General features: G+C 64.2%; 19 protein-coding genes. 9 read left to right on the forward strand and 10 right to left on the reverse strand.

The window, feature by feature from the left end; translation table 11 throughout:
• Nucleotides 1-93 precede the first annotated feature (93 nt).
• Nucleotides 94-489: a DUF2177 family protein gene (locus tag IC761_RS14945; protein ID WP_195803964.1), complete on the forward strand. Its 396-nt coding sequence runs from the start codon at nucleotides 94-96 to the stop codon at nucleotides 487-489.
• 4 nt (nucleotides 490-493) lie between these two features.
• Here IC761_RS14945 and IC761_RS14950 read toward each other — a convergent pair whose 3' ends face one another.
• Nucleotides 494-1,153, reverse strand: coding sequence for a peroxiredoxin (locus IC761_RS14950; RefSeq protein ID WP_195803965.1), 660 nt, complete (start codon nucleotides 1,151-1,153; stop codon nucleotides 494-496).
• A gap of 381 nt (nucleotides 1,154-1,534) precedes the next feature.
• Between IC761_RS14950 and IC761_RS14955 the strand changes: the two genes are divergently transcribed.
• On the forward strand, nucleotides 1,535-2,107 hold the full coding sequence (locus tag IC761_RS14955) for a hypothetical protein (protein WP_195803966.1): 573 nt from the start codon (nucleotides 1,535-1,537) through the stop codon (nucleotides 2,105-2,107).
• Between the two features lie 54 nt (nucleotides 2,108-2,161).
• Here IC761_RS14955 and IC761_RS14960 read toward each other — a convergent pair whose 3' ends face one another.
• On the reverse strand, nucleotides 2,162-4,018 hold the full coding sequence (locus IC761_RS14960) for an alkaline phosphatase family protein (protein ID WP_195803967.1): 1,857 nt from the start codon (nucleotides 4,016-4,018) through the stop codon (nucleotides 2,162-2,164).
• 1,063 nt (nucleotides 4,019-5,081) lie between these two features.
• Nucleotides 5,082-5,369 carry a hypothetical protein gene (locus tag IC761_RS14965; RefSeq protein ID WP_195803968.1) on the reverse strand — a complete coding sequence of 96 codons (288 nt, stop codon included), beginning with the start codon at nucleotides 5,367-5,369 and terminating at the stop codon, nucleotides 5,082-5,084.
• A gap of 359 nt (nucleotides 5,370-5,728) precedes the next feature.
• On the opposite strand from IC761_RS14965, the gene IC761_RS14970 reads away from it, so the two are divergent.
• Complete coding sequence (locus tag IC761_RS14970) at nucleotides 5,729-6,178, forward strand: hypothetical protein (RefSeq protein WP_195803969.1); 450 nt, start codon at nucleotides 5,729-5,731, stop codon at nucleotides 6,176-6,178.
• A 25-nt stretch (nucleotides 6,179-6,203) separates the two neighbouring features.
• On the opposite strand, the gene IC761_RS14975 is transcribed toward IC761_RS14970, so the two are convergent.
• Nucleotides 6,204-6,521 carry a hypothetical protein gene (locus tag IC761_RS14975; protein ID WP_195803970.1) on the reverse strand — a complete coding sequence of 106 codons (318 nt, stop codon included), beginning with the start codon at nucleotides 6,519-6,521 and terminating at the stop codon, nucleotides 6,204-6,206.
• A gap of 137 nt (nucleotides 6,522-6,658) precedes the next feature.
• Complete coding sequence (locus IC761_RS14980) at nucleotides 6,659-7,501, reverse strand: GNAT family N-acetyltransferase (RefSeq protein ID WP_195803971.1); 843 nt, start codon at nucleotides 7,499-7,501, stop codon at nucleotides 6,659-6,661.
• A gap of 94 nt (nucleotides 7,502-7,595) precedes the next feature.
• On the opposite strand from IC761_RS14980, the gene IC761_RS14985 reads away from it, so the two are divergent.
• The 4 genes from IC761_RS14985 (at nucleotide 7,596) to IC761_RS15000 (ending at nucleotide 10,336) form a co-directional block, all read left to right on the forward strand.
• The gene (locus IC761_RS14985; RefSeq protein ID WP_195803972.1) at nucleotides 7,596-8,300 is read left to right on the forward strand and encodes an SDR family oxidoreductase; all 705 of its coding nucleotides are present in this window, start codon (nucleotides 7,596-7,598) and stop codon (nucleotides 8,298-8,300) included.
• A 76-nt stretch (nucleotides 8,301-8,376) separates the two neighbouring features.
• On the forward strand, nucleotides 8,377-8,781 hold the full coding sequence (locus IC761_RS14990) for an ArsR/SmtB family transcription factor (RefSeq protein WP_195803973.1): 405 nt from the start codon (nucleotides 8,377-8,379) through the stop codon (nucleotides 8,779-8,781).
• 2 nt (nucleotides 8,782-8,783) lie between these two features.
• Nucleotides 8,784-9,275 (forward strand): SRPBCC family protein, encoded by a 492-nt coding sequence (locus IC761_RS14995; protein ID WP_195803974.1) that lies wholly within the window; start codon nucleotides 8,784-8,786, stop codon nucleotides 9,273-9,275.
• A 218-nt stretch (nucleotides 9,276-9,493) separates the two neighbouring features.
• Nucleotides 9,494-10,336: a hypothetical protein gene (locus tag IC761_RS15000; RefSeq protein ID WP_195803975.1), complete on the forward strand. Its 843-nt coding sequence runs from the start codon at nucleotides 9,494-9,496 to the stop codon at nucleotides 10,334-10,336.
• Nucleotides 10,337-10,444: 108 nt separating this feature from the next.
• On the opposite strand, the gene IC761_RS15005 is transcribed toward IC761_RS15000, so the two are convergent.
• The 3 genes from IC761_RS15005 to IC761_RS15015 are packed head-to-tail and all read right to left on the reverse strand — an operon-like array spanning nucleotide 10,445 to nucleotide 13,478.
• A complete protein-coding gene (locus IC761_RS15005; protein ID WP_195803976.1) occupies nucleotides 10,445-11,476 on the reverse strand; it encodes an L-idonate 5-dehydrogenase in 1,032 nt (343 codons plus the stop codon).
• Between the two features lie 22 nt (nucleotides 11,477-11,498).
• Nucleotides 11,499-12,266: an SDR family oxidoreductase gene (locus tag IC761_RS15010; RefSeq protein WP_195803977.1), complete on the reverse strand. Its 768-nt coding sequence runs from the start codon at nucleotides 12,264-12,266 to the stop codon at nucleotides 11,499-11,501.
• 12 nt (nucleotides 12,267-12,278) lie between these two features.
• Nucleotides 12,279-13,478 (reverse strand): mandelate racemase/muconate lactonizing enzyme family protein, encoded by a 1,200-nt coding sequence (locus tag IC761_RS15015; RefSeq protein ID WP_195803978.1) that lies wholly within the window; start codon nucleotides 13,476-13,478, stop codon nucleotides 12,279-12,281.
• A gap of 171 nt (nucleotides 13,479-13,649) precedes the next feature.
• On the opposite strand from IC761_RS15015, the gene IC761_RS15020 reads away from it, so the two are divergent.
• Together IC761_RS15020 and IC761_RS15025 are read left to right on the forward strand one after the other, a co-directional pair.
• Nucleotides 13,650-14,420, forward strand: a complete 771-nt coding sequence (locus tag IC761_RS15020; RefSeq protein ID WP_195803979.1) for a GntR family transcriptional regulator — start codon at nucleotides 13,650-13,652, stop codon at nucleotides 14,418-14,420.
• 39 nt (nucleotides 14,421-14,459) lie between these two features.
• Nucleotides 14,460-15,824, forward strand: coding sequence for an MFS transporter (locus tag IC761_RS15025; RefSeq protein ID WP_195803980.1), 1,365 nt, complete (start codon nucleotides 14,460-14,462; stop codon nucleotides 15,822-15,824).
• A gap of 10 nt (nucleotides 15,825-15,834) precedes the next feature.
• On the opposite strand, the gene IC761_RS15030 is transcribed toward IC761_RS15025, so the two are convergent.
• Complete coding sequence (locus IC761_RS15030) at nucleotides 15,835-17,085, reverse strand: arsenic transporter (protein WP_195804654.1); 1,251 nt, start codon at nucleotides 17,083-17,085, stop codon at nucleotides 15,835-15,837.
• Between the two features lie 25 nt (nucleotides 17,086-17,110).
• Entirely contained in the window at nucleotides 17,111-17,551 is a 441-nt protein-coding gene (locus IC761_RS15035; RefSeq protein WP_195803981.1) for an EamA family transporter, read from the reverse strand.
• Between the last annotated feature and the right edge of the window lie 80 nt (nucleotides 17,552-17,631).

The following is a 17,631-nucleotide window of genomic DNA, read 5'->3' on the forward strand; positions in this document are numbered from 1 at the left end:
TCTCGAATTGGCCGGCTGAAACCATCGGCCCGCCGTGACGTAACTGACGGCATCATGGGACTGCCTGCGCCATCGCGGGCAGGGAGGCCGCCAGTGAACCGCATTGCCGTCCTGTATGTCGCAACCCTGATCGTGCTGATGGGGCTGGACTTCCTGTTCCTCGGGCTGATCGCCAAGGGCTTTTTCACCGCGCAAGTCGGCGACATGCTGGGCGAGCCGAAGCCGGTGCCGGCGATCGTATTCTATCTGCTCTATGTCGTCGGCGTGCTGACCTTCGTCAGCGGTGGTTCGGCTGCGACCTGGGAGTCGACGCTCGCTTTCGGCGCGCTGTTCGGGCTGTTCTGTTACGCGACGTTCGACCTGACCGCGCTGGCGCTGCTCAAGCACTGGAGCTGGCCGGTGGCGTTGGTCGATGTCGGCTGGGGCGCGGTGGTGACCGCGGTCTCGTCGACCGCGGGTCTGTTGGTGGCGAACCGGCTGACCGCGTAAGCCGTCACTTCGGCTGCGGCACGATCCGGATATAGGGCTTCGGCTCTTTCCAGCCCTGCGGATAGATCGTCTTGGCCTCGTCGTTGGAGACCGAGCCCGCGATGATGACGTCCTCGCCCTGCTTCCAGTCGGCCGGCGTCGCGACGCGGTGCTTCGCGGTCATTTGAAGTGAGTCGATGACGCGCAGGATCTCCTGAAAATTCCGGCCTGTGGTCATCGGATAGACCAGCACCAGCTTGATCTTCTTGTCGGGCCCGATGACGAAGACGTTGCGGACGGTCTGGTTATCGGCCGGCGTCCGGGTGAGGGGATCGCCCGAGGTCGAGGCCGGCAGCATGCCGTACAGCTTCGAGACGTTGAAATCGGTGTCGCCGATCATCGGGTAGTTCGGGGCCGCACCTTGGGTCTCCTTGATGTCCTCCGACCATTTGGCATGACGGTCGACCGGATCGACCGAGAGGCCCATCAGCTTGACGCCGCGCCTGTCGAATTCCGGCTTCAGCCGGGCCAGGGTGCCGAGCTCGGTCGTACAAACCGGCGTGAAGTCCTTGGGGTGGGAAAACAGCAGCGCCCAGCTGTTGCCGATCCAGTCGTGGAACTTGATCTTCCCTTCGGTGGTCTCGGCTTCGAAGTCGGGCGCGGTGGTGCCGATCGGAAGTGTCATGGTTCTACCTCATCGCATTGAATTTACTTCTGAATTTGGTTCGGCCGTCGCGACCCAGTATAGGGTGTCGCCGATCCCAAGTGAACTGGTTCAAGTAAAATGTGAATTCCTTCCCTGAAGGGCCGATTTCCTGGCACCTTTCTGTTACAGGGGCGCCTGCGGCGAAATATCTCCACCGGAACTCAACGGGATGGATTGCCCCGATAAAGCCTTTTATGACCCGCATCACGCTCGCCCGACGTTTGATGGAACCGGAATGGTCCTGATAGCGACCAATTGGCAACCATCGAGAAAAGTCGCGATCCCCGTACCGAATCATTAACCACCCCTTTACGCCCGCATGGAAATGCTGGTCGATCAGAAGAAATCTGGAAGTGAACTATGTCCGCCGCACTGCCGAAGTCTGTTGAGTTGTCGTCCCTCGAACCGTCCTGCCGCGATACCGCGGCTCATGCCCTCTCCATCGTGCGTGACGGTGTGATCACGGGCGAAGGCCCGACCACCAAGGGCCGCGTGCACTTTTCCCGCTCCATCGATGCCGATGACACCGCCTGGTGCGCCCGCATCCTGACGGCAGTCGCCGTCAACGACCAGCCGGTCAGCCGCTCCGAGGCTGAGGCGCTGTTCGAGATCAACGAGGCCGCAACCGAGCGCACCGATGGTGGCCGGTTCGACGACTTGCTGGCCAAGGCTGTCGCCCACTACGCTGCGAGCGCCTCGGGTCTGAAGGTTCCGGCGCGCAGCGTTGCGCTCGCCCAGGACACCGACATCGAGAGCTGGGCGCCGTCCTATGCCTCCAAGGTCAACAGCGAGATGCTGGAGTGGATTGCCGGCCAGATGCGCGGCAAGCGCCAGAACAACCGTCGCCTGATGGCGATGGTGGCGACCTTCCTGGGCGCCACCGCGCTGCCTCTGGCGGGCCAGCTGCCGAACGTGTTCGACATTGGCATGTAATTTCGAGACTTGAGATTTTCGCGCCCCTTGCGGGGCGCGAAAGCAGCGGCGGGGTTATTTCCCCGCCGTTTTTTTGTTGCCGGCGTCAGGCTCCAGGCCCAGCGTACGGCCGACGAAACCGGCGGCGTCGAAATAGCGCTGGCTGCCGACGCGCTGGACGTTGAGCACGGTCTGGAGACCGTTCTCGGACATCTTCGACTTCTCGACCGCCTTGTAGGCCTTCGGCACGATGCCGTTGGGCAGTGCTTCCGACATCACGCGGCCGACCAGGCCGCCATTCTCCGAGCCGCGCAGGCCCATCAGCTGGGCCGCGGTCATGCCGACATCGGCATTGCTGACCGGCAGCTCGTCGACGAAGCCGGCTTTGAAGTCCGGACCGATCGCCGCCATGAAGTTATAGGTGTCGCCGCGGCTGAAGCTGCCATGCATGCCCTGGCCCTGACGCAGCACGGTATCGGCCACCTGCACCGAACAGTTGGTCGGCGCCTCGCCGCACTCGCTGGCATAGGAGCGGAAGTTGACGACGATCGCCGGCGTCGGGGTTGCAGCCTTGCCGCGCAGATTGATGCTCGACAGCGGCAGCGTGCCGGGGAAGCGGCCGAGGGTGTCGTCGACGAACAGGCCCGAGATGTAGTCCTGCTCGAGCAGCGCCTTGACGGTCTTGGCCGCCAGCTTCTTGTCCTTGTTCGGTAGATAGATCAGGTCCGAGCCGCCATTGGTGGCGATGACGAGGTCGGGCTTGGTCGGATCCTTGCCGAGCACGCCGTTGCCGGCCTTCGGATGGGCGTTGCCGGTGATGGCGGCGTTCTTGTCGTTGGGGTCGAACAGCGGCAGGTCGAGCGCCTTGGCAAGATCGAGCGCCAGGAAGCCCATCGGCAGGAAATCCTTCGGCGTGTCGTCATAGCTGACCTTGGCCGAGGGGCTGGTCTTGCTCTCCTTGGAGATGGTGGAGAAGCCGTGGTCGGCCTGGATCATGATATTGGTGTTGGCGGCGAGGCCGAGATCGTCGAGTGCCTTGCGGATCTGGGCGAGGTTGTTGTCGACGTTCTTGATGCTCGCCATCGTGCTCGGGCCGTTGATGCCCGGCATGATCTGGTTGAGGCTGTCGCCCTGGTTATGCTGGGTGCCGTCCGGGTCGCGCGACCAGAACACCAGCACGAACGGCTTGTTGCGCGCCTTGAACATCGGCAACACCACCTTGGTGGCGACGTCGGCGAAATAAGCCTGCTGGGTGACGTTGGCGGTGGTGGTGCCGGGCGTCTTGGCGTCGCCGGCCTTGCCGTTGTCGCCGCGGCCGGGGGCGGCCAGCGCGAGGCCCGCCTTGGTCAGTGCATCCTTCATCTCGTCCGACAGCGCCACGCCGGCCTTGCCACCGGTCGAGTCGTCGATGACGATCGAATGCTGGCCCGGCTTCTCGGGCTTGTCGGTGTGGTCCCACTGGTAGGTCGGGCCGACCTTGCCGATCGCCGCCGTGCTGAGGCCCTTGTCGCGGGCCATCTTCAAAACGGTCTCTTCGTTGAGATAGTCGCCCTTGAAATGCTCGTCGATGTCGCCGAGCACGGCATCGTTCTCGATGAAGGGGACGACGGTGTCGCCGGCGGGCACCGAGGTGTAGTTGGTCCAGATCGTGTTGGAGAACACGCCGGTGTCGCCGAGATAATGGCCGGTCGACATCGCCGAGCCGTTGGCCATGGTGAAGGTCGGGAACAGCGAGTGCGAGTTCTTGAAATTGATGCCCTTGTCGCGGACCTCGGCCATCGCCGGTGCGCTCTCGGGAGTGACCTTCAGCGAACGCAGCCCGTCGGGGATGAACAGGATCAGGTTGCGGGGGGTGTTGTTGTTCTGGGCGGAGGCAAGTCCGGTGGACAGCACTGTCAGTCCGGCGGACAGCAACACCAATGAGCGGCGCATCGATCTCTCCTAACGGTGAGGCGGCTTGAGCGGCCGACGCGGCCGCCGTCTTCGTTTAGTTTTGCTGTATGACAGTTTTGTTACAAGGGTGAATGACCCTGCAAAGATCGATGAGAGGAGACTTCGAAGTCACGGACTCGTCATGGCTGAGCTGAGTCCGGTGCACGAGATCGTCGTTGAGCAACAGACACGCCTTCGCATCCTCGCGGCGCGTTTCGCCCGAGCTTTGCTTCGCCGGCTCACCCTCAACTGAAAGAGGGCGCAGGGAAGGCCGGGAGCCGGCTGGCTCCCATTGACCGCTATGCAAGAAGCAGATTGCGCTACTCGGCACAGCGGGTAACAGGGCAACCGGAGCATCCCGGCCTTCCCTGCGCGATGGTTGGAACGGCTTATGTCGTGATCTCCCCGGGGAGCGATGCACTATTGCCCCCGTCGCCTTGCGGATGACTGACATGCCGGCCCGGTCGGGCCACACACATCACCGCAAGGCTTGACGCTCAGACCCCGGGCGTCAGGACCACACGATTTTGCCGTACGCGAGCCGCACCGGTCGTTTGCGCGACGGCCTCGCTCACGGTTGCCCGCCCTGCAAAGCCCGTCGCGCCGATGTGACCCACGTCCACCGCCGCCCGGCCCGCGTTCGTGACGATCGCGATACGCCCCTCTTCCTTGGGCCGGAGTGAGGCGACACATACGCCGTTTCCGAATTTCGGTAAAGTGGAATATTTTTGTGAGCGTGGATTGACCGAGCCTTGGCGTGTTTTGCCTGACGGGCAGCACAAGGTCTCGTAGCCTGGATGGAGCGCAGCGTAATCCGGGATCGCATCCGCGGATGTAAACGTCCCGGATTGCGCTGCGCTCCATCCGGGCTACGGGCTACGGGGAGGCTATTGCGAGCGCACGAAGCAATCCAGAATCCCTCAGCGGAAAGACTCTGGATTGCTTCGCTGCGCTCGCAACGACGGAGGGTGGGCGGCAGCAGCGATTCTCCAGCCGGCAGCTCATACGCCGCGAAAGAAAAGACCCGTCGCTTGATGAGCGACGGGTCTTGCGATGGCGCTCACTACCAGGTCCGATACGCGCCGGTGAGCGTGCCGTTGTTGTTGCCGTCAGGGCCGACGTCGCCTTGCGTCGAGCTCGGCGTCGGATGGTTAGTTCCGTTGTACGCGTTATAGGGACCGGCCGTGCCGGGATAGTACATCGCACGCGGTTGCGCGGGCACGTAGCGGGGGCCGCTGCGGTCCCAGCCCACGGGGTTGCCGTACCGATCGTAGGTTTGCGCCGATGCGGCGGCTGTGCCCGCGATGAACGTTGCGGCGATCAGGGATGCGAGTTTGATGTGGCGTTGCATGCGAGTTGCTCCTTTTCTTGTATGGGAGCCAACGACCGCAATGTGGTGACGTTCCGGATCGCACGATCAACTTGCGATCAACACGGGATCAGCTCTTCGCGAGGCAAGACAGGCATGCTCCTTATGTGAGCTTCCCCGGCCCGAGCCTATCTCGGCCCGATGATCGGGGCGCGCATGCATGGCGTCGCGGTCCGGATATTGCCGCGCTGACCGATTTCGGGACAGCGGCTATCGTCCGCCGCCCGTGTTAATCCCGTGCTTTAACCAACAATTAATTATACGTTTGCGGGCGGGCGACGGGCCGGCCTAGCGTGCGGTGGGGAGCCGCAATCGCGAAGCCAAACCAGTTGGTGCGTATCATGATGTCCAGATCATCCGGGGCGTTGCTCGCCTCGCTCAGCGCAGCCGCGCTGCTCCTTGCTTCCGGCGACAGTTTTGCAAGACCAGGCGGCGCCGCCCCGCATGGCGTGGTAGCTGCCGCCGCCCCGCCGGCCGCAGCGCGTCCGTCGATCGCCCCGGGAGCGCGCTTCCGCGGCCGCAACAATCCATGGGTCTATTGGCCCGGAGGCGGCGGGTTCTTCTACGACGGCGCGACCTACAGCGAGCCGTTCGCCGGTGCCGGGCAGCCTGTTACCAACGACGTGCGCTACACCTATAGCTATGACGTTCCCTGGGACTGGGCGCACCGCTTCCCGCCGAACGTCGTGCCGTCCGACCGGCCCTATGTGCCGAGCTGCCCGACGGAGTCCGTGACGGTGCCCGGCCGCGGTGGCGGCGAGCACACCGTTAACATCATGCGCTGCTACTGAGCGGCGCGTCCGGGTCCTGTCGTGCTTAGAGAATTCCGGCCGCGGCGGCGTGGTCGCGGTTGGACTGGTTCTGCCTGACGGTCGCGAGCTCGCGGCTGCAGGCTTCGAACGCGGTCGTACCCGGCCGGAGCCCAAACTGGCCGCAGACGTCCCGATCCTCAGCCGCAATGATGTGTACGAGCTCCGCCTCGGCCGCTGCGCGCATCGCGGGTCCCGAAACGAACGCCGTGTGCAGGCCAAAGGCCGCCACGACGGCCAGCAGCAATGCGGTCGGAAGCGCGAGGCGGGGCAGGTCGTTGGCGGTGTGCTGAGAAGGGTGGGCCTTGCGTCTCGCTTCGGTCATGAAATCCTCAGTTGAATGAAATATCGATCGTCAGAAAAATGATGGTGGGGCCGTCCGGCAAAATCGGCGGATCCAACATCAATACACGCTGCGCCGCAGCGGGAACGTGAAACAGATTACAAAAATTCGGGTCAGTGCTAGCCGAGTTCAAAGCTGGTTACGCCGAACACGCGGTCGAGCCGCAGTGACGGGGCCGGTCCAGTGTACATTCGCGCCGTTTCGAATATCGGCTTCAGGGCCAGGAATTCCGCAAGCGCAATAGCATCACGGTTCGGGGCGGGGATGTCGAGCACAATCTCGCAATGTCCGACGCTGGCAAGCAACGCCTGCACGATGGCCTCCGCAGCGGCACGGTGGCCGGCTACCAGCGGGCCGATCTTGTAGCCGGCCCTGCAGGGGCGGACCACGCCCCAAGCGGCAAGCTTGCCGTCGCGCATCAGTGCGCGTCCGATGTGACCGGGCGCGTTGATCCAGGCGCGCAGGAAGGCGCTGCGCGGAGCGGGAAAGACGGTGGCGTCGTCGGCTTCCAGCATCGCGAACGGGATTTTGTCGAGCGCGACGATATCGGCCGGCGGACGAGACGGCGCCGCAACAACGCCGCCATAGCGGATGTTGGCGTAGGCAAGCCGGAAGCCGGACTTCTTGTAATTGTCCTGCTGGGCCACGACGCCATCGAGGCCGATCACGCGGCGGCCGGCATGCGCGATCGCAGCGTTCCAGATGCGCAGGCCGTGACCCGCACCGCGAAAGCCGGCGCGCACGATGTAGAAGCCGAGGAAGGCGAAGCGGTCATCATAATTGACGCAGGAAATTGTCGCGACCGGCTCGCCGTCGATTTCGCCGACGAAAAAACCCTGCGCGTCGGGGATCGCAAAGCAGGCGGCGTCGCGAAGGCCGGGATTCCAGCCCTCGGCCGCGGCCCAGTCGACGGCGATGGAGATCTCCTCGGGGCGCAAATTGCGGATCTGCAGATCGCTCATGACGGATGGACCTGCCGGCAAGTCTGGCTGTAGAAGGCCCGCTGACGGGCTTGGCCGCCGGCTTGCCCCGACGCTATCACAGGAAAGACGGATCATGGCAGCAGAGAAGGTCGCACTCGTTACCGCCGGCGGCAGCGGCATGGGGGCAGGGGCTGCGCGGCGGCTTGCGGCGGACGGTTTTCGCGTCGCGATCCTGTCGTCGTCCGGCAAGGGCGAGGCGCTGGCGGCCGAGCTCGGCGGCTTCGGTGTCACCGGTTCGAACAAGTCGAATGACGATCTGAAGCGCCTGGTCGACGGTGCGCTCGCGAAATGGGGGCGGATCGATGTGCTCGTCAACAGCGCCGGCCACGGACCGCGCGCGGAGATCACCGAGATCACCGACGAGCAGTGGCACACCGGTCTCGATACGTATCTCCTCAACGTCGTCCGTCCGACCCGGCTGGTGACGCCGGTGATGAAGGCGCAGAGGTCGGGTGCCATCATCAACATCTCGACCGCCTGGGCGTTCGAGCCGAGCGCGATGTTTCCGACCTCGGCGGTGTTCCGCGCCGGCCTTGCCGCCTTCACCAAAATCTTCACCGACAGCTATGCCGCCGACAATGTCCGCATGAACAATGTGCTGCCGGGCTGGGTCGACAGCCTGCCGCAGACGGAGGCGCGCCGCGACAGCGTGCCGATGAAGCGCTACGGCAAGGTCGAGGAGATCGCGGCGACGGTCGCGTTCCTCGCCTCCGACGGCGCGGCCTATATCGCCGGTCAGAACATCCGCGTCGACGGCGGCCTGACGCGATCGGTCTGAGACGGGTTGAGAAATTACTTAGCCTGAAAGCTAACAGTTGTTGACGGGGCGCCCGGGCAGGTCCATAGTTAGCTACATGGCTAACCAACAATCCCGTCTCGACCAGGTTTTCGCAGCCCTTGCCGATCCCACGCGGCGGGCCATCGTGATGCGGCTGTGCGCCGGCGAGGCCTCGGTCGGCGAGCTCGCGGATCCCTTCGACATGGCGCTGCCGAGCTTCATGAAGCACATCCATGTGCTGGAGCTCAGTGGTCTTGTGGAGTCGGAGAAATCCGGCCGCGTGCGCACCTGCCGTCTCGCTCCTGACGCGCTCCTCGGCGCGGAAGACTGGTTCCAGCAGCAGCGCGCGGTCTGGGAGGCACGGCTCGACCGGTTCGAGGCCTATGTGATGAAGCTCAAGCAGGAGAGGGCGGCTGCCGCGCCGCCGTCCAAAAAAGCCAACAAGACCACGAAGAAGACAACCAAACGGAAAGGTCCCTGACAATGACGAGTTCTGCCAATCCCGCTTTGTCGCAATGGTCGCTCGACCGTGAGATCGTGATGTCGCGCGTGATCGACGCGCCCCGCGACCTGGTGTTCGAGGCGTGGTCCGACCCGAAACACCTGCCGCAATGGTTCGGGCCGAAGGGATTTCAGATCGAGACGTTCGAGATCGACGTGCGCGTCGGCGGCGTCTGGCGCTTCAACATGATCGGCCCGGACGGCACGGTCTATCTGAACCGGATGCGTTTCCGCCGCATCGAGCGGCCGAAGCTGATGGAGATGGACCATGGCGTCGATCAGGACGATGATCCCGGCATGTTCCGCTTCACGCTCACCTTTGCCGAGCAGAGCAACGGCAAGACCGTGCTGATGATGCGGCAGCTGGCCTCGAGCACGGAGCAGCGCGACGGCATGATCGGCTTCGGCGCGGTCGAATATGGCTACCAGACGCTGGACAAGCTCGCGGCCTATGTCGCGGGGATGAAGAAATAGATTTCTCCGCATTGTTCCGGGGGTCTCGAAGAGCGCCCCTGGAATTTGCGCGGAAGTAAGTCTGGAAACGCGTGGGGAGAGCCGTCGCCGTCTCGAATATGACAGGGCGCCGGGCCAATTATGACAGCGCTCTCACGCAGTTTTTTGTCGCGCCGTGCTACGGATTTATGACAGAATTGCTACCGTTGAATGTCATATTGACTACGACGGAGCGGTTCATGTTGCAGTGGCAGGCACGGTCAAATCCCCTGGCGTGGTGGTGGGGGTCCCTGACGCTGGTCAGTGCTGCCAACATTCTCGTCTGGTTCATGTTGTACCGCGAGTTCTATCCGACCGTTGCCGGCAGCGTCGGCGGCGGCTCGGATATCGGCCTGATGTTCCTGCTTTGCGCGGCCTATGTGTTCGGCTGCGCCTTCCGCTCGGTGCTGCCGCGCGCCGACGTGCAGCGCATCTGCCTGTTCGACACCTGGCTGTCGAGCGTGTTCGTCGGCCGCACTGTCGCGACCGTGGCCGAAGTCTGCTTTGCGGCGCAATGGGCGATCATCCTGCATCAGCTCGGTCACATGACGGGCGCGGAGAGCGCGGCGAACATCGCGCTTCTGATCGTGCCGATCATCATCGTCGCGGAGTGCTTCTCCTGGTACGCCGTGGTGACCACCAACTTCCTCTTCAACGCGATCGAGAATTCGTTGTGGGCGGTGACCTTCTTCCTCGCCGGCATCGCGCTGTGCCGCTTGATGCCGGAATTCCAGGGACCGGTGCGCTTGGCGCTGATCGCCGGCATCGTCGGCATCGCCTGCTTTCTCGCCTTCCTCGTCACCGTCGACGTGCCGATGTATCTCAGCCGCTGGCGGGCCGGGCACAAAGAGGGCGGCAGGTTCCTCGGCTTCCTCGAGGGCCTGCATGACGTCTCGACGCGCTGGGTGGTAACCCACGACATCGCGCACTGGAAAGGCGAGCTGACCTGGATGTTCCTGTATTTCAGCGCCGCCGTCTGGTCGAGCCTCGCGCTTTGCGCGCTCTACGCCATGGAAGGCTATCTCACGCGTTACCTCGCCTGAGGTTATTTACCGACCAGGCCGCACTTGCTGCGGTCGAGCGGGCGCGTGCCGCCGCTGAACTGCGCCTGGCTTGACTCGGTGGTCGCGCGCGAATGAGCGCGGCGCGCCTCAGAACGTCAGCTGCACCTTCATCGACTGCGCGCGGTCGCTGGCGAGCTCGAAGGCTGAGACCGCGTTCTCGAACGGCATGGTGGCCGTGATCAGCGGCTTGACGTCGATCAGGCCTTCGCCCATCAGCCGGACTGCGAGCGCGAACTCGGGATCGAAGCGGAAGGTGCCGCGGAGCTGCAATTCCTTGGCGACGATGGTGTTGATCGGCAGCGTCATCTCGCCGCCGAGGCCGAGCTGCACCAAGGTCGCGCCCGGCCTGAGCACGTCGAGCGCGGCGCGGAGCGCAGCCTGGTTGCCGGAGGCTTCGAACAATGTGTCGAACACGCCCTTGCCGGCGCGCCAGGGATCGAGCGCGGTGGCATGGGTCGCGACATTGATGGCGTGGGTGGCGCCGAGCTTGTTCGCGACCGCGAGCGGCGCGTCGGCAACATCGGTCACCACAATTTCCGATGCGCCGCCGAAGCGCGAGACCAAAATCATCAAGGCGCCGATCGGGCCGCAGCCGGTGATCAGCACGCGCTTGCCGAGAAGGGGGCCGGCCTGCTTGCCGGCATGGAGGCACACCGCGAGCGGCTCGGCCACGGCGGCTTCGGCGAGCGACAGCTTGTCGGAGATCGGCACGGCCTGCGTCGCATCGACGGTCAGGAACTCGCGAAAGCCGCCTTGCACATGAGGAAAGCGCATCGCGCTGCCGAGGAAGCGCATGTCGAGGCACTGGTTGCGCATGCCTTCCTGGCAATGCAGGCACTGGCCGCACGGCTTGCTCGGATTGACCGCAACGCGGGTGCCGGGCTTCACGCTGGTGACGCCGTCACCGACCGCCGCGACCACGCCGGCGATCTCGTGCCCCAGCGCCATCGGCTGCTGGATGCGCACGACGCCAAAACCACCGTGGTGGTAGTAGTGCAGATCGGAGCCGCAGATGCCGCCATTGGCGATCTTGACCCGGACCTCACCCGGGCCGGGCGCCGGATCGGGGTAGAGGTCGATCCGCAGGTCCTTCGGGGCGTGAATGACGACGGCGCGCATGGTCTCGTTCCCTGTTTCGCGATTACATCGCGGCGATCATGCCGCCATCGACATAGATGATCTGGCCGTTGACATAGGTGGAGGCGTCCGAGGCGAGGAAGATCGCCGCGCCCACCAGCTCGTCCGGCTTGCCCCAGCGCTTGGAGGGGACGCGGCCCATCAGCCAATTGTTGAAGTCGGTGTTGTTGACCAGCGCCTCGTTCATGTCGGTGAGCATGTAGCCGGGGCCGATCGCATTGGCCTGGATGCCGTGCTGGGCCCATTCGACCGCCATCGAGCGGGTCAGGTTCTTGATGCCGCCCTTGGCGGCCGTGTAGGGCGCAATCGTCGGACGCGCGAGCTCGCTGCCGAGCGAGCCGATATTGATGATCTTGCCGTGCTTGCGCGGGATCATGCGCTTGGCCGCCTCGCGGCCGATCACGAAAGCGCTGGTGAGGTTGGTCTCGATCACCTTGCGCCACTCGTCGGTGGTGAACTCGACCAGCGGCTTGCGGTGCTGGATGCCGGCGTTGTTGACGACGATGTCGACGGCAATGCCCTTCTTGTCGAAGTCGTTGAACGCCGCGACGATCGCTGGCTCGTCGGTGACGTTGAAGGCGGCACCTTCGGCCTGATGCCCGGCGGCGCGAAACTCGGCGACGGCCTGCTCGACGCGCTTGGGATCGACACCGTTGACGATGATCCTGGCGCCGGCCTTGGCCATGCCCTCGGCAATGGCGCGGCCGAGGCCGCGGGAGGAGCCGGTCACGAGCGCGGTGCGGCCGGACAGGTCGAACAAAGCAGTGCTCATCTCGAGAAATCCTTAAGCGTGGGAGCGGCGCACGGTGAGATCGCTGCGGTCGAACACCGCGGGCAGGAGATCGACGCCGAGGCCCGGTCCTTCCATCGGATAGACGTAGCCGTCCTTGATCGTCGGCATCGTGGTGACGAGCTCATTGTACCAGCCCTTGTAGAAGGCGCGCACCGATTCCTGGATCAGCGTGTTGGGCTGGCTGAACGACATGTGGATGGCGGCGATGAAGCCGATCGGGCCAATGCAGTCATGAGGCGCAAAAGGCCGGTGATAGGTCTCGGCCATCGCCGCGATCTTGCGGCCCTCGGTGAGGCCGCCGGTCCAGCACAGATCCGCCATCACCACATGCATGGCGTCGCGGTCGAGCATGTCCTTGTAGGGGAAGCGCGAGCCCAGCGTTTCGCTGGCGCAGACCCAGACGTCGGTGGAGCGCGCATATTCGGCGAGCGCCTGCGGCGAGTTCATGCGGATCGGGTCTTCGTACCAGGTCGGCTTGTAGGGCTCGAGCGCGCGCGCGATCTGCTTGGCGGTCGGCAGATTCCACAGCGAGTGGAGCTCGACCATGATCTCCATCCTGTCGCCGACGGCTTTGCGGATCTTCTCGAACGGTTCGATCGCCTGCTTCATCTGCGCGGCGGTGATATAGAGGCCCTTGTTCTCCTGCGCCGCCGGATCGAACGGCCAGATCTTCATCGCCGAAATGCCGCTTTCCAACAGGCTCTCGGCGAGCGCATCGGCGCGGTTCATGAAGCCGTCGAGATCTTCGTAGGGGCCTTTGGAGGCGCCGAGATTCCAGTTCGACACCGGGCTGATATTGGTGGAGCGGACATATTGCGTGCCGGCGCAGGTGTTGTAGATGCGCTGCTTGTCGCGGCAGAGACCGCCGAGCATCTGGTGCACCGGCTGATCGCAGACCTTGCCGAACAGGTCCCACAACGCGATGTCGATCGCGGACGCCGCGCGATATTCGACACCGGTGGAGGACTGCGCCATCGGCAGGTTCAGCATGTCGCGATGGATGGCTTCGATGTGCAGGGGATTGCGGCCGAGCAGGCGGCCGGCAAAGGTATCGTGGATCTGCGCTTCGATTGCGCCCGCGCCATAGAAGGTTTCGCCGAGACCGATCATGCCCGTGTCGGTGTGGATGCGCACCCAGATGACGTTGGAGAATTCCTCGGTGCGCAGCGTCTCGATCGACGTGATCTTCACGGCAACTGTCCTCCCATCACAGGCGCGGTGAGCGCTGTTGTTTATTTCGCAGCGCAACATGTGGCGCGCAGGCGAAAGTCTTACGCCTGCTTGTAATATATCACAACATGTTTTAAGGGTGCCACAAATAAGGCGCCGTCCTGCAGAGCGCAGGCCGACGGGAGGAATTCGATGGCACGGCGCAAACGCGCGCTCCAGGTGGTGAGAGCGGAGGACGACAGCGGCGGGGGCAAGCCCTCGCGGCGCAACCGTCTCAACTTCTTCGAGCTGGCCTATCAAAAGATCGAGGAGCTGCTCGTTCACTGCGAGCTGAAGCCCGGCCAGTTCATGACCATGCTGGAATTGCAGCAGATCACCGGCTTCGGCCGCACGCCGGTACACCACGCCGTCAACCGTCTTTCCGCCGACACGCTCATCATCATCCGCCCGCGCCACGGCCTGCACATCGCGCCGATCGATCTCGCGCGTGAGCGCATGCTGCTGGCCTTGCGCCGCGACATGGAGCGCTTCGTGATCCGTCTTGCGGCCGATCGCGCCAGCCTCTCGCATCGTAATCAGGCGCTGCACATCGAACGCTTGCTGCGCGAGCGCCGCGCCAGCCTGACGCTCGACGAATTCAACAGCCTCGACCGCCGCATCGACGCGCTGGTGCTGGAGGCGGCGGGCGAGCCGTTCCTGGTGCATACGCTGCGGCCGCTGCACACGCTGTATCGCCGCATCGGCTACATCCACCACCGCTTCATGCCGGGACAGACCGATTTGTCAGGCACGATCGATCACCACCTCGCCATTCTCAGCGCCGTTGCCGGCCGCCATGTCGAGGCCGCCGTGAAGGCGAGCGATGCGCTGATCGACTACATGGACCAGATGTTCACGGGCATGGAGGCGGGGATCGACCCGCGCCTGCTCGATTGCAGCATCGAGCCGCTACTTGGCGCTTAAAAAGTACTTGGCGTAAAAGTTTTGAAGAGAGGACCAGACATGTCAACGATGGCGATGCCACAACCGACCGCGAGCGAAGCCGCGGTCCGTTACCTCATTACGAACTACAGTCCCAAGGGCAACAAGGTCGGCTGGCTGATGATGGCCTCGATCCTGGTCGAGGCCTGGGATCTCTATTCGATCGCCTTCGTGCTGATCTTCATCCGCGAGCAGTACAATCCCGATCCGCTGATGCTCGGCCTTGCCGCAGCCGGCACGCAAGGCGGCGCGCTGATCGGTGCGCTGCTCGGCGGCTGGCTCTCCGACAAGATCGGACGGCGCGTGATGTTCCTGATCACGATGGTGATGTTCATCGTTCTCGCGCTGGCGCAGGCCTTCGTGCCGAGCGTCGGCTGGCTCGTCGTGATCCGTTTCCTGCTCGGCGTTCCGCTCGGCTCCGACATCTCGACCGGCTACACCTACATCATGGAATCCATGGCCAAGGGCGAGCGCGAGGTCATGGGCAACCGCTGGCAGTTCATGTTCGCTGTCGGCGAAGTCCTGACCATCGGCGTCATCGTGATCTTCCTGCTGCTCGACATCCAGCACGAGATGCTGTGGCGCGTGACGCTCGGCCTCGGCGCGGTGCCGGCGCTGATCATCCTGATCATGCGCCACGACGTGCCGGAGACGGCGGTGTGGCTGGTCCAGAAGGGGCGTTTCCGCGAGGCCAAGCAGGTCGCGCGCGAGATGTTCAACGACGATCTCGCCATGCTGCCGGACCAGGACGTGGTGATGCCGAAGGTCTCGACCCGCGACTTCATCGCCGACCTCAGGAAGGACCCGATCCGCTGGCGCGCCACGATCTACGGCTGGATCGCCTGCTTCGCCCAGGGCAGCGAGTTCTCGACCTTCGCGTTCTACCTGCCGGTGCTGTTCGTGATGGTCGGCGTGTCGAGCGTGCTCGGCAACAACCTGGTGACCATGGCGCTGTTCTGCTTCGCCGCCGTGTCGGGCTGGGTCGGCCCGCTGCTGACGCCGAAGATCGGCCATCGCGGCATCGCCATTGCCGGCTTCTCGATCGTGCTGTGCGCGCTGTTGGTCGCGGCCTTCGCGCTCTATACCGACAACAAGATGCTGCTGCCGTTCGCGGCCGCCGCCATGCTGTGGGGCCATTATTGGGATGCGTCGAACTGCATGACGATCCCGACCATGGTCGCCAAGCCGAAGTACCGCGGCACCGCCAGCGGCTTCGCCTACATGTTCGTGAAGCTGCCGTCGTTCCTGGCGATCTTCCTGTTCCCGTCGTTGTTCGCGGCGATCGGGCAGGCCGGCGCCACGCTGTTCGTCGCGATCTTCCCGCTGGTCGGATTGCTCGCCGCGATCTTTATCCTGCCGGAAGTCTACGGCTACGAGAACGACTAAGACTCGCGCGTTACCTGATCGCGGCCGCCAAGGCCGCGATCAGGGCGGGCGGCGTCACAAGCATTCCAAGTTTCAGGAATGGCCAGGCGCCGACCTCGATCTTTTCCCGCCGCAGGGCGACCAGCCACAGGATAGTGGCGAGGGAACCGGTCACCGACAGATTGGGTCCGAGATCGACGCCGATCAAAAGGGCGCTGACGACGGGGGCGGGCAGGTGGTCGCTGGCGGCGACCGAGCCCGCGACGAGGCCGACCGGAAGATTGTTGGCGATGTTGGTGGCGACCCCCGTCGCAATACCGACGCTCCAGGCCGCCTTCGGGATCGATTGCGCCACCGCCTCATGCAACAAGGCGCTGAGCTGCCCGATCACGCCGGTCTTCGCCAGCGCTTCCACCATTACGAAGAGCCCGCCGACCAGCGGCAGCACGCTCCAGGACACGCCGCGCAGCACGGGCAGCGGCGATTGCCGGCTGATCAGCAGCACGATTGTCGCCGTCGCCACGCCGCAGATGAAAGTCGGCAAGCCCAACGGCTTGTCGAGTGCGGACGCGGTGACCAGCACGACGCCGATCGCGACGATGCCGGCGGCCGTCAGCTTGCCGCCGCGGCCGAGTCTTGGATGCGGAACGCTGCGTGCGATGCTCTCGTCCTTCAGAGCGCGGTGCTGGGCCAGACGCAGCACGATGTAGGTGAGCAGGATCGAGGCTATCGAGGGCAGCGCAAACAGGCGCAGCCATTCGGTGAGCTGCGGCATGCGCGCGCCGAACACGACGAGATTGGCGGGATTGGAGATCGGCAGCACGAAGCTTGCGGCGTTCGCAATGAAGGCGCAGACGAACAGATAAGGCAGCGGTTTTGCTCCTGCCGCGCGCGTCGCGGCGTAGACGGCGGGCGTCAGCACGATCGCGGTGGCGTCGTTGGAGAGCAGCACCGTCACCACCGTGCCGACGAGATAGATCAGCAGAAACAGCCGCTGCGGTGAGCCGCCGGCATATTCGACCGCGAGCGCGGCGAGATAGTCGAACAGACCTTCGAGCCGCGCGAGCTCGGCGATCAGCATCATGCCGATCAGGAAGAGATAGACATCGACGCCTTTCTCGATGCCGGTGAGCGCATCCTGCCAGGGCAGGAAGCCGAGCAGCACGAGGGCTGCAGCGCCGATGACGGCCCAAATCGCCTCCGGCAGGCGGAGGGGCCGGAAGATGACGCCCGCGGTCGCGGCAACGATAATGCTCCAGGCCCAGATGGCGTCATGCGGCACGCTCGGCACGTCGTCGCTCCGGGCCTTAAAACTTCACGGCGAGCAGCACTGCGCCGGCGCCGATCATGGCGATGCCGAGCCAGCCTTGGGCGCTCGGCCGTTCACCGAGAAAGGCGAAGGCGAACAGGGCCACCAGCACGACGCTGAGCTTGTCGATCGGAGCCACCAGCGTCGCCGGACCGAGCTTGAGCGCGCGGAAATAGCACAGCCAGGACGCGCCGGTCGCAAGCCCCGACAGCACCAGGAACAACCATGTCTTCGATGAGACCGTCGATGGGACCGTGAACTGGCCGGTGAAGAACAACAGCACCGAGAAGGCGAGCAGCACCACGATGGTGCGGATGAACGTCGCCAGGTCCGGATTGATGTTCTCGACGCCGACCTTGGCAAAGATCGCGGTCAGCGCGGCAAAACAGGCGGAGAGCAGCGCCCAGGTTTGCCAGGCGGAGAGGAGGGCGGGTTTCATATCATCGATATCCGTTGTTTTGTGGCAGCGCGCCGGCACCGTCATTGCGAGCGGAGCAAAGCAATCCGGATTGTCTCCGC

Origin of the sequence: Bradyrhizobium commune (assembly GCF_015624505.1) — a bacterium.
Lineage (GTDB): Bacteria > Pseudomonadota > Alphaproteobacteria > Rhizobiales > Xanthobacteraceae > Bradyrhizobium > Bradyrhizobium commune.